This window comes from Caproiciproducens puteiluti (assembly GCF_052442865.1).
In the GTDB taxonomy this organism is placed as follows: domain Bacteria; phylum Bacillota; class Clostridia; order Oscillospirales; family Acutalibacteraceae; genus Caproiciproducens.
Genome location: NZ_CP194790.1, coordinates 554243 through 566372 on the forward strand (window position 1 = coordinate 554243; position 12130 = coordinate 566372).

Consider the following 12130-nt stretch of genomic DNA (forward strand, 5'->3'; position numbering starts at 1 on the left):
CGTTGAACAGAGAAAGAAATAAAAACCCTGTCGTAGAATAACACGGCTTTAGCGGCCTTACTTCGGATTTCAAACGGAGTGAGGCCGTTTTTTATGTTGAGGCGCTCATATTTATTGAGGGAGACTCTTTTTGTCAAACATCCATGTTTTGCCGGAATCATCCGTAACATAACGAATCTGCGTTTGCGCTCCGGTATCATTGTCCGTCATGGCAACGGGCAAAACGCCGGACGCGCCGTGAAAAACAGGGGACAGAGCCGTAGGATAGGAATTGACGTTTTTCAGCTCCGGCGGCAGCCCGACGGCGCATTTCACCCAGGTTTTCCCCTTGTCCTGCGTTCGGTACACGACCGGGTCCGCATCGCTGTCATAGCGGAAGGACAGAAAGCCCGTCGTTGGACTTGCAAAGCCCGCTCCGGTCACAACATGCGGGTAAGCTTCGCTTGTATTGCCGATTTCAGACCAGCTTTTTCCTCCGTCCGCCGTCAGAAAAACGCGGTTTTTCTGGGATCCCGACGCGACATCTCCAGTAGTGACCAGCCATCCGTCTTTTTTTGAAAGAAATCCGAGAAATTTGGTTCCGGCATGATCCGCCCCGGCTTCCGCCACCCGGGAGCTGCTCCAGGTCTTTCCCTTGTCGTCGCTGACAAGGACCTTTACACTGCTGTCCGCTTCGGTTCCACCATACGCAACGGCGGTCACTTCGTCGGATATGTAGACCGCCTTATCGCTGAAGTAGGAAGCCGAATCGCCCGTGCCGGATTCAAGCGGTACGGTGCAGGTCACCCCCTTACCGTCCCTAATGACGAATTTTCCGTCTTTCAGCATATAGGAGCTGTTTGCATGCAAAAGGGCAATGTTGTCGATTGTCTGCTGCGTGTTTTGACCTCCCGCCCTGTAGGTAAGAAATACCCCCGCAATGCCGATGATGATAAACACAGTGACAAGGCCGCTAAGACCCTGCGGCTTTTTAACCATGCCCATTAAATTTTCCTTCCTTCTTATTTTGGATATTCGCGTCCGCTGATATCAAATTGTGAATGGGCTGCCAATGCGTGGCTTTTATGAAGATGCGTGCATTTTCCGGTATTCCGTCGGGGAACAGTTCATGTATTTTCTGAAATTTTCCGAATAGTAGCTCGCGCCGGAGAAGCCGACCTTTTCGGAGATTTCGGTGACGTTATACTCCCCGCTCAAAAGGAGCGGAATGCTTTTTTCAATCCGGTATTTCAAAAGGTATTCAAAAGGGGTCTGGCGCATGGTCTTTTTGAAAAAACGGCAGTATCCGCTTTTGCTGATGTTGCAGGAGGCGGCCAGCCCTTCCAGCGTAAGCCTTTCAGAGTAATGGCTGTGAATATAGTTTAACGCCTGCTTTAAATAAAGGATATCTTTGGAACCGGCGCTGTCCTTTTCAGCAAGCACGCCCTGCAGCTCCCGGAAAAGCAGAGTCCACAGTTCGCACAGCCTGCCCTTGATCTGCAGTTCCCGGCAAAGGCCGTTTTCCGTGTACGCCCGGTTGATTTCCCTGATAAGCTGCATCATCCGCCTCTGCGGGGGAACCTCCTGACTCAGGTAGAGGGAAGGGCAGTTCTGCGACTGGATGACCGGCAGCACATAGGCGTTTTCAATCGTGCTGTTTTCATGCCCGAAGACCAGCACGGGGTTAAATGTAATGACCAGATACGAGCAGTCCTGCCCTTCGTACGATTTTGCGGTGTGCAGGACGTTTGCGTTGACAAACATCCCGCAGCCCTCCGTAAGAATGTAGACGGTATCGTTTGCCTGATATTCCATCGCCCCTTCCAGAACAACGGTAAATTCCAGATCGGGGTGCCAGTGGACCTCAAAGCTCGCGTGCTCATATTCGGAGAGAATCTCGTGGCTGAGGAAAAACGGGAACCCGTAATCCCCGTGCGGGGACTCCTCGGAGAGGTTTTTACGAAGGATTAATTTTTTCATGGCGCTGTCCTCCATGATTATAATATTGTTATAAGAATAGGCAAAATTTCGATAGATAATAGAAGATATTATCATTATACTGGTTATCAGAAGAAGGTTCAAGAATTTTCTGACAGTTGTGGAAGGAAAGGGGAGGGAAACGATGAGCACGGCAGAATTCGCCTGTGATTCCTATTGCGGAGACTACAGCAGACGTGCGGCGAGGGGGCGCTCGCTGTGCAGGCTGTTTACGGACTGCACCTACGACGGAGACGTTTCCGCCGATCTTGTTCCGGAGCTTGCGGCACTGCGCGTTTTCAATCCGGAGTACCGAATCCTAAAGGCCAGAGAGCGCATGCGGGGAAATTTCCCGTGTGACGCGCAGCATTTGAACGGCATGATGAAGAATTTTCTTTCCGCCGCCAACGGAAGCTCTTCCTACAGCGTACCGGTCGATCTGATTTTTGAACGGCTGCAGGAATGCGGCGGTCCGGAAAGCGGCGATTTGTTCCCGATAACGCTGATTGTCTGTAAAATGCAGGAAGGACGGGTTTTCTGCAGTGTGGAACGGCTTTTTTACAGCGGCGGCGATTGCGCGGCGTCAAAGCGGACACTGAACCGGCCCCTGTATACGGAACATCCGGAGCAGCTGACGCGGAAATTCCGGAATCAGGGCTATCAGGAGACCGGTGTGATGGGAAAAGGGGACTTTGCCCGGCAGCTGAAAAAGGTTTTCAGCGAACAGTTCGGGTTTACAGTATTATAACAGTATTATAAATGTTACTGCGGTTAAGCGGTTAAAACACCCGGGCGGATTGTCTGGGTGTTTTTTTGTCCTCGGGCAGGCAAAATTTACACAATTTCATCAGAGGAATCTATACCGTATTTGTATACTTCCTTTCTTGACAGACGGGAGGGGCAAGATTATAATACGGATATTGACTAATAGTCATTTTCCATGATTTAACAGAAAAAGGGCGAGGGGATGACGAAAATTGAAGACGACAAAGATTCTGGAAAACAAAAAGCTGAAAATGACAAAGCTCTATGACGCCGCTTACGAGCTGTTTACTTCAAACGGCGTGCATAACACGATTATAGACGATATTGTAAAAAAAGCGGGCGTTGCAAAAGGAACGTTCTATCTGTACTGCAAGGATAAATATGATCTGGTCGATAAAATCATTTTAAAGAAAAGCGCGGCGGTATTTGACGAAGCGATGAAAGCGGTTGCGGAGCGTCAGAAGGTCAGAGAAATGGATTTTCTTCCGAGCGTGATCTTTTTCGTGGATTATTTAGTTGAGTTTTTCAAGAAAAACAAAAAGCTGCTGTCCCTCATCTATAAAAATCTGTCCTGGGATTTGTATGAAAAGGCTTTGACCTATGACGAAATGGAAGGGGCGAAGCGGATCTTTATTCAGCACTTCATTACCGCGGGGGGCGACAGCGAGATCGCCAGGCAGCGCCTGTACATTGTTGTTTCCATGGTCGGGGCCGTCTGCTACAACTCCATTGTTCTGGAAATGCCCTATCCGATCGACAGCGTGAAAGGCGAACTGTACCGGTCGATCCGGGAAATACTGGCCTGAACGCCCGTAGGCGAAACAAACCCATTGAAAGCGCTTTTAATAAAAATACAACAAATAAGGGAGCATCGGGAATGAAATTGCCAGGAACCCGGGAGGGCTCACATTCTGTAGTAGACCTGATTATCAATCGCAGAAAACAAATCGAAATCGTCTTTATCGTCCTGGTTGTGGCCAGTGTTTTCTTTAACTCGTTTGTCGACATCAATTACGACCTGACGAAGTATCTGCCGGAGACCACTCCCGCCAAGCAGGGAATCAGCGTCATGAAAAAGGAATTCGGCTACCCCGGCACGGCGCGGGTGATGATCGACGATGTCTCGCTGTATCAGGCCAAGGCGTACAAGGATAAAATCGAGGCCGTGGACGGCGTCGACATGGTGATGTGGACGGACACGGGGACCGACGTTTATCAGGCCGACCAGTTTATCAGATACAAGGATATTGAGGACTATTATAAAGACGGCTATTCCGTGATGGACATTACCTTTGACGAAAGCGATACCAGCACGCGCACCTCGCAGGCCATCGACCGCATTCAGGAAATCACGGGCGATAAGGGACATTTTGTCGGGGCGGCCGTTCAGAATAAGTCTTTGAGCGAGAACCTGAAAAAGGAAATGGCAAGGGCGACGGTCATCTGCGTCGCCATGATTATCCTGTTTCTCTGCCTGACCACCACGTCATGGTTTGAACCCGTGCTGTTTCTTCTGATTATGGGAATCGCGATCATCATCAATCAGGGGACGAATATTTTCTTGGGCGAGGTCTCGTTCCTGACCTCCAGCGTCTCCTCCGTCCTGCAGCTGGCGGTGGCCATGGACTATTCCATCTTCCTGATCCATTCGTTTACGGCGGAACGGGAAAAGGGGCTGGACCTGACGACCGCCATCGCCAACGCGATCCGGCACTCCGCCAAATCCATTCTGGCCTGCGGCGTCGCGACCTTCTTCGGCTTTATCGCGCTGGCTTTAATGAAGTTTTCCATCGGGTTCGACATGGGAATCGTTCTGGCAAAGGGAATTCTCATCAGCGTGCTGACCGTGCTGTTTTTGATGCCGTCCCTGATCATCCGCTGGGCCGGTCTGATCGAAAAAACCGCCCACCGGCCGTTCCTGCCCTCTTTTGAAAAATTCGCCCGCGGGGTGTTTAAAAGCCGGTACGCGGTTTTGGCCGTGGTGCTGATTGTCGCCGCCCCGGCTTATATAGGAAAAGGAATGACGGATTTTGTGTACGGCAGTCAGGCCGTCGGCGCCGGTGAGGGGACGAAGGTGTACGAGGATGAACAGGCGATCGACGCGAAGTTCGGCCGCAGCAATATGCTGCTCGCCATTGTTCCCAACACCAGCGTGGCAAAGGAACGGAAACTTTCGCAGAAGCTGGAGGACCTGAGCTACACCAAGAGCGTGACCTCCCTTGCGAACACTCTGCCCGAGGGCATCCCGGAAAGCATCCTTCCCCAGAGCGTGACGGGAAAGCTTCACACGGACAAATATTCGCGCATTCTGATCTACATAAAAACGAAGGATGAAAGCAAGCTCGCCTTCCAGTGCTCGGACGAAATCCAGTCCATTGTGAAAAAATATTATCCGGAAAGCTCCTATGTGGTCGGAACCACTCCGTTCACGCAGGATATCAAGACGACGATCACCAGCGATTACGACTTTGTCGATATGCTGTCGCTGCTCAGCGTAGCTCTGGTCGTCATGATCACCTTCCGGTCCCTGTTGATTCCTATCCTGATCCTGATCCCGATCGAAGTCGCCATTTTTATCAATATGCTTTTCCCATATCTGGTGGGAAACCAGCTGATTTTCATGGGCTATATTATTGTAAGCTGTATCCAGCTGGGCGCCACGGTGGATTACGCCATCCTGATGACGAACAATTATCTGGAAAGCCGGGAGCATCTGGACAGCAAGGCCGCGACGATCGAGGCGGTCGCCATGACGACCCCGCCGCTCCTCACCTCCGCCACCATTCTGGCGGGCGTCGGTTACATCCTGTACTTCACTTCCTCTATCAGCGCCATAGCGGATATGGGGCATTTGATCGGCAGGGGCGCTCTGCTCAGCCTTTCGATGGTGATTTTCGCGCTGCCGGCGCTGCTGTACTTTTTTGACAAACCCATTACACGCCATACCCAGCGGATGCGGGACCTGCGCGAAAAGGCGCGGAAAAGGCTGCCCGCGCTTCACAGGGGCCGCGCGAACCCCGCTGCCTGACAGGCAAGAACATGCAATCAAGGAGGAATCTTCCTATGAAAAAAATACAGAGGGCTTTGGCCGGAATCCTCGCGGCGGCGGTGCTGGTCCCGTCGCTGTCCACCACCGCACGGGCCGCGGCGCCGTCCGTCTCCACGGACGAGGCGGTCTACGTCAATCTGGATTATTACGGCAAACCGCAGAAGGTCAACATTGTCAAGGGCTGCGACCTGAACGGCGTCGGCCAGTTTACGGACTACGGCTCTTACGAAAAGGTCACCAATATGACCAATGAGGCACAGCCCACCGTCTCCGGGGATTCGGTCAGCTGGAAGCTTCCCCAGAGCACGGGCCGTTTCTATTATGAATGTACGCCGAAAAATGGGACGGTCACGCTTCCGTGGAATTTTGACGTTTCCTACAAGCTGAACGGCGTTCCCACAGCGGCGGACAAACTGGCCGGGGCTTCCGGGCTGGTGGAGATCGATATCAAAACGACGCCCGACAAAAGCGCGCCGGAGTATTACCGCAACAACCTTCTGCTGCAGGTCGGGACGGTCGTAAAGATGAAGGACACGCTGAGTGTGGAGGCCCCCGGGGCGCAGGTCCAGTCTCTGGGCGATTATAAGGCGATCCTGTTTGCCGGACTGCCGGGGGAAGAGACGACGGACGTTATCCGCATCGGCACAAACAGCTTTGAATCGATCGGGGTTGTCATGATGATGGTGCCCGGTACGCTGGAGCAGATGCAGGATATCAAGGACCTGAAAGAAGATAAGGATACCATCAAGGGCTCCATGGACGCCATCAGCGACAGTGCGAATGAAATTCTGGGCACGCTGGAAAGCATGTCCGGCGGACTCAAGCAGACCCAGTCCGGCCTTGCCGCGCTGGACGGCGCGCGACAGACCGTCAGCTCTTCGAAGGGCGGCGTGTACAGCAACGCGGACAAAGCGCTTGCGGATTTGTCCCAAACGGCGTCCCAGACCTCGGCGCTGGTTCCCCATCTGCAGAAAAGCCAGCAACTGGTGGAGGACGTGAGCACCACCCTGAACACCATGTCGCAGAACGTGACCATCGTCGGTTCCACAATGGCTTCGCTGTCCGCTACCATCAGCAAGGTGCGCAGCGACGTGAACGACCTGCGGGATGTTCTTGACGACGCGGACGACGCGTCCGGTCAGCGCGCCGCACTGGCTAAGGACCTGAATACGCAGCTCGGCACGGCCAAAACGACGGCCAAACAGCTTGCCGCACTGCTTTCACAAATAGACGACCGTTCCGCGCAGCTGGCTACGGATATGGGGGCGCTTCAAGCTGCCGCGGCGGCGGTGGCACAAGCCCATCCGACGGATCCTTCCACTCAGGAATTAATAAAAAGCCTTCAGGCGGTGGGAGCCAGTCTGCAGGCCACTCAAAAATCCTCCGCAACGCTGGAAACAGCGCTGAAAACGGTGCTCGGGCAGACGGATTCCCTGTTTGATACCGGGGCGAAAACCGTCGGCGTAGTGGATTCCTATCTGGACGTGCTCGACGACGGGGCGGACTCGGCGGACGACCTGCTGCGCCACGCGAATCAGGCCGGCGGCAATCTGAAAGATCTCCTCAATATTTCGCAGAGCGTCACCGACAATATTGCGGCGCTGAACGGCACCATGAACCAGTACAAGGACGATACGGTCGGTGCGCTGAAAGATATGGAAAGTCTGGTCGGCAGCCTGGCCCGCACCATTTCCAGCGCGCAGGCGTTCCTGACCTCTCTGGAAACCGTTGCGAAAACCAGCGGGAACAAGCTGGACGACGGTACCCGCCAGACCCTGAACGGACTGATTTCGGTATTGCAGAAGGCTTTAGGCCAGATCGACGATACCTCCACCGTCAAAAACGCGAATCAGACGATTAAGAGCGCCGTCGACAAGGAGCTCAACAAGTTCGAGGATGAGAACAATTTTCTGAATCTTGATGCGAAGGCAGAGCCGATTTCGTTCACGTCTTTGAAAAACGCGTCCCCGTCCAGCATCCAGATCGTCCTGCGGACGGAGGAAATCAGCAAGGATGATGGGAATCAGGGGGAAAAGGACCTGGAGCAGCAGGAAAACGGTTCGAGTGTTCTTGACCGGATCCGCAGCGTATTTACAAAGCTGTGGTCGGCGATCACCTCCGTATTTTCATAAATAAAAAAATTCTTCCAGTTTTTTCTAAATATTTTCACAAAAATATCACAAAGACATGCTATAATAAGCACAAAGATTTATTTGGAAGGGATTGGAAATATGAATTTTATAAAACACAGCCGCTTACATACAGTCCTCGCTGGGTTTCTGGCCGCGGTCATTTTGGCGTTGCCTCTCGCCGGGTGTGCACTAACAGCCGCCGTTCCCGATTCATCCTTACGCACGGAATCTTCCGCGGTAACGAACAATCCCGCTCCCCAGATAAATCCGTCGGGTTCAGCGGAAACTTCGGGGCAGAGCGCGAAAAAAACGGATTCCGCCGCTGCCTCCGGGGCGAAGACTTCTTCTGAAACAAAGCAAAGCCAGAAAACAACAACGGCGGCGCCGAAAACACAGGCAGCGTCGGACGGACAGACGCTCAAAAAGACTTCCGGCGACGCGCTGGCGGACAACGGCGTACAGTTCAGCGTACCCAAAAGCTTTGCAGCCCAATCGGGCTATACCTACGTGGATCAGCGTGAGGGCTACAATTACCTGCCCGACCTCGCCAGCCGCGCCGTATATAAACAGATTTTTGAAAGCGCCTACAAGATATCGGCCGCAACCACTTCCGAGGGCTACTATCCTACCCAGAAGATCGTCGTATCCGGCAGCCGCCTTTCCGAGGCGCAGCTTCGCGTGATCCTGCTTGCGTTCCTCAACGACAATCCCCAGGTCTTTTGGCTTGCAAACGCATATTCCTATGCGTACTCCAATGACAGCACCTATATCCAGCTTTATTCCGTCGTGTCACAACCCAACTGCACCGCGATGATCCAGAAGATGAACCAGAAAGTGAGCGCGGTCATCAGCGCAATGCCGGCGGGGTTAAGCGAGCTTGACCGTGAATTGTACCTTTTTCATTATATAGCGCAGAACTGTACCTATAATAATGCCGCCGTCTCCGACTCCAGCATCTGGCAGGCGTTTTCCTCCTACGGCGTGCTGATTGACGGAACCGCGGTCTGTGAAGGATATTCCAGAGCTATGCAGCTTCTTTCCAGCTATGCCGGCCTGCAGTGCATGCTGCTGAGCGGACAGAGCAGCGGGGTCAACCACATGTGGAACGTCATCAAAATAGACGGCAGCTGGTATCATCTGGATACGACGTGGGGCGACAGCGATACGGAAGTATATAACTATTTCAACCTGAACGATACTGCGATCGCCCAGAGCCGTACCATTTTCCCGAGTGCGTCCACCCTGACGGACGACCAGATCGACGGTACGGTGGGCGGCGAAGCCGCAAAATGCAACCTGACTGTTCCGGTCTGCACCGCGACCGCCGCCAACTATTTCAGGGCGAAGGCCGCGAAGGTGAGCAGCAGCTTGGAGGACAGTACCGTGACAGCCGCGCTGACTTCTGCCGTACAGTCGAAGAGTTCGTCCGTTTCCTTTTATATTGATGAAAGCGTTGACTTTGAAACCGTGATGGCCGGGATGACGACCAGTTCGCCGTATGAGCTTCTGAAGTGCGTCAATGCGGTGAACAGCAAACAGGCGGCCGGGAGCCGGATTGACACGGATAATTTGCAGTATCTCGGCGATAAAGTGAACCGGGGCATTACCCTTTTCCTGAAATATAAATAAAAAAGCACAAAGGGCAGAGGGTCCGCAAGGTTGTCTTGCGGGCCCTTTATTTGTCAATTGATTTTATTTTTGGGCGTGCTATAATAATCATACTAATTCTACCAACGTCCGGAGGAGCCCATGAAAAAATTTCTGACCGCAGTCATGACGCTGCTTTTGACCGGCTTGATCGGGATGTTCGGATTTTTGGTCCTGTATCACGACAGGCTGGGGCTTGCATGGGGCGATCCGTTTACGGGCTTTTTACAGAACGCTCTGGAGGCTTCCGCTTCCAGAGAGCCGGATGGGGGCGCCGGGGATACGGAAAATTCGGATAAAAAGGCTTCTTCCGTTTTACAGGACGCTGCGCCCGCGTCCGCGAATTATCCCATTTTTCACCAGACGGCGGGGCTGGACAGCCTGACGGACAGCGGCAGCCGCGCGCTTTATCAGGGACTTCTGAAATCGGCATATGCCATCGAGCAGGAGGCAAACGAGGACGGATATTATCCCGCCGATGAGGCGACGGTGAAAAATGCGGAGCTTTCCGAAAGGCAGATCCGTGCGGCGGTGCTTGCCCTGCGATGTGACAATCCGCAGATTTTCTGGCTTACCAACCAGTATTCTTATACCTATCAGTTCGGAAGCACCTCGGTACAGCTGTTCGCGTATCTGCCTCCCTCAAAGTGCAGCGAACTGGTCAAAAAGCTGAACGCGGAGGTTGCTTCGGTCATCGGCGGGATGCCCAAAGGGCTGAGCGAGCTGGACCGGGAGCTCTATCTTTTTCAGGCGATCGCAAAAAGGTGTACTTACGACAACGCCGCGGTGACCGATCAGACCCGCTTGGCCGCCCACGAGGTGACCGGCGCGCTGGTCGACGGCACGGCGGTCTGCGAGGGTTATGCACGGGTCATGCAGCTGCTGGCCTCTTACTGCGGGATTGACTGCCGTACGGTCAGCGGAGAGGGGAACGGCGAGCCGCACATGTGGAACGTCATCAGCATTGACGGCGACTGGTATCATCTCGATCCCACCTGGGGCGACAGCGACCTTCTGAATTATCATTATTTTAATGTATCGGACAGTATCATCCGTGCGGACCACAGCATCAGCGAGAATATTCTTCTGTTAAAAGGGGAAAAAGTAAAAAACGAGGACGGCTCTTCCGCCGATTACAACCTGTCCCTGCCCGCCTGCACCTCCATGAAGGCGAACTATTTCCGGGCCAGGGGAATCCCTGTCAGCGGGTTTGCTTCCGAAAACAACAAAAAGGCCGCGGCTGCGGTCGCCGCAGCGGCAAAATCCAAAAGCCGTACGGTCGAATTTTACATTGATGAGAAATTAAATTATGAGAATACGGTGGCGCAGATGATCGGCGCGCCGAAGTATCAGCTTTTTCATTATATTCAAACGGCAAACCGTTCCCTGAAAGCGGGGAGCCGGATCAACGAGGATAAAATCCAGTATGTCCAGGCGGACAATTGCCGCGGGCTGACGGTCATTCTGGAATATCATTAATTAAGGAAAAGAAAAACGTAGGAAAATGGAACCGTGAATTACGGTATGCGGGAAAAGGAGGCATATGCGGATGAATCTGTTTTGTGCGGGAAAATATCGTTTTTCTCTGGGCGAAAAAGCTTATGTAATCGGAATATTGAATGTTACGCCGGATTCCCTGTCCGACCGGAGCCGCTTCCTCACACCCGAAAAAGCGGCGGGCCGGGCGCTGGAAATGCAGGAGCAGGGCGCCGATATCATTGATATCGGGGCGCAGTCCGCACGCGCGGGCAGCACGGTGCTTTCTCCGGCGGAAGAGCTGGAAAGGCTTCTGCCGGTGCTGATGCAGCTGAACGGCCGTCTTGCCGTGCCTCTTTCCGTGGATACGTTCTATCCGCAGGTGGCGGCGGAGGTACTGAAATACGGGGTGTCCGTTCTCAGGGATCTGAACGGCTTCGATAACGCGGAAATGGTCGCGGCGGCGGCGCGTTCCGACTGCGGCTGTATTGTCATGCATCACCGCGAAACAAAAGAAGAGATTATTCAGGATGTCAATCAATATTTTATGGAAAAATTGGATATCCTAACAAATGCGGGTATTTGCAAAGAGCGCGTCTGCTTTGATCCCGGTATCGGCTTTGGAAAGACTCAGGAGCAGGATCTGCGTCTGCTGGGAAACGCGGGCCGGCTTCATGTGGACGGCTGCGCTCTGCTGATCGCGGCTTCGCGCAAGCGGGTGATCGGCGCCGAGTGCGGCAGCCCGCCCTACGAGCAGCGCCTTGCCGGAACGCTGGCCGCCCACGGTATCGCCGTGGCGGACGGTGCGGATATGGTTCGCGCCCACGATGTCGCACAGGCGGTGCAGGCCGCGAAAATCGCGTTTGCGATTCGGCGGGCCCGCGGCTGAAAGGCGTCGGATTATAAGGCAAAATGGGCTGGGGAGAACCCTTTTTAAAAAAAGTTAAAAAAACTTCAGAAAAAGGGTTGACTTACAGGGATGTATTTGGTATTATAGTCAAGCGCCTTACGAAAGACGCAAAAAACGAAAACGAAACTGAAGCGGCACAAACACAGAGCGGAAGCGGAGTTTTCGACCAGGACCTTGAAAATTAAACAACGATAG

General features: G+C 53.3%; 10 protein-coding genes. 8 read left to right on the forward strand and 2 right to left on the reverse strand.

Annotated features, from left to right (window positions below):
- Positions 1-111: 111 nt before the first annotated feature.
- Together ACRQU7_RS02740 and ACRQU7_RS02745 are read right to left on the reverse strand one after the other, a co-directional pair.
- The gene (locus tag ACRQU7_RS02740) at positions 112-984 is read right to left on the reverse strand and encodes a WD40/YVTN/BNR-like repeat-containing protein (protein WP_444643498.1); all 873 of its coding nucleotides are present in this window, start codon (positions 982-984) and stop codon (positions 112-114) included.
- A 78-nt stretch (positions 985-1062) separates the two neighbouring features.
- On the reverse strand, positions 1063-1959 hold the full coding sequence (locus ACRQU7_RS02745) for a helix-turn-helix domain-containing protein (protein WP_444643500.1): 897 nt from the start codon (positions 1957-1959) through the stop codon (positions 1063-1065).
- A gap of 142 nt (positions 1960-2101) precedes the next feature.
- On the opposite strand from ACRQU7_RS02745, the gene ACRQU7_RS02750 reads away from it, so the two are divergent.
- From ACRQU7_RS02750 to ACRQU7_RS02785, 8 genes are all read left to right on the forward strand, one after another.
- On the forward strand, positions 2102-2704 hold the full coding sequence (locus ACRQU7_RS02750; protein ID WP_444643502.1) for a hypothetical protein: 603 nt from the start codon (positions 2102-2104) through the stop codon (positions 2702-2704).
- A gap of 229 nt (positions 2705-2933) precedes the next feature.
- The gene (locus ACRQU7_RS02755; RefSeq protein WP_444643504.1) at positions 2934-3527 is read left to right on the forward strand and encodes a TetR/AcrR family transcriptional regulator; all 594 of its coding nucleotides are present in this window, start codon (positions 2934-2936) and stop codon (positions 3525-3527) included.
- Between the two features lie 71 nt (positions 3528-3598).
- Positions 3599-5749, forward strand: coding sequence for an efflux RND transporter permease subunit (locus ACRQU7_RS02760; RefSeq protein ID WP_444643506.1), 2151 nt, complete (start codon positions 3599-3601; stop codon positions 5747-5749).
- Between the two features lie 35 nt (positions 5750-5784).
- Complete coding sequence (locus ACRQU7_RS02765) at positions 5785-7902, forward strand: hypothetical protein (RefSeq protein ID WP_444643507.1); 2118 nt, start codon at positions 5785-5787, stop codon at positions 7900-7902.
- Between the two features lie 99 nt (positions 7903-8001).
- Positions 8002-9531: a transglutaminase domain-containing protein gene (locus ACRQU7_RS02770; RefSeq protein WP_444643509.1), complete on the forward strand. Its 1530-nt coding sequence runs from the start codon at positions 8002-8004 to the stop codon at positions 9529-9531.
- 120 nt (positions 9532-9651) lie between these two features.
- Positions 9652-11028, forward strand: coding sequence for a transglutaminase domain-containing protein (locus tag ACRQU7_RS02775; RefSeq protein ID WP_444643511.1), 1377 nt, complete (start codon positions 9652-9654; stop codon positions 11026-11028).
- 70 nt (positions 11029-11098) lie between these two features.
- Positions 11099-11914, forward strand: coding sequence for a dihydropteroate synthase (gene folP / locus ACRQU7_RS02780; RefSeq protein WP_444643513.1), 816 nt, complete (start codon positions 11099-11101; stop codon positions 11912-11914).
- Between the two features lie 23 nt (positions 11915-11937).
- Entirely contained in the window at positions 11938-12120 is a 183-nt protein-coding gene (locus ACRQU7_RS02785) for a hypothetical protein (protein WP_444643515.1), read from the forward strand.
- Positions 12121-12130: the final 10 nt, after the last annotated feature.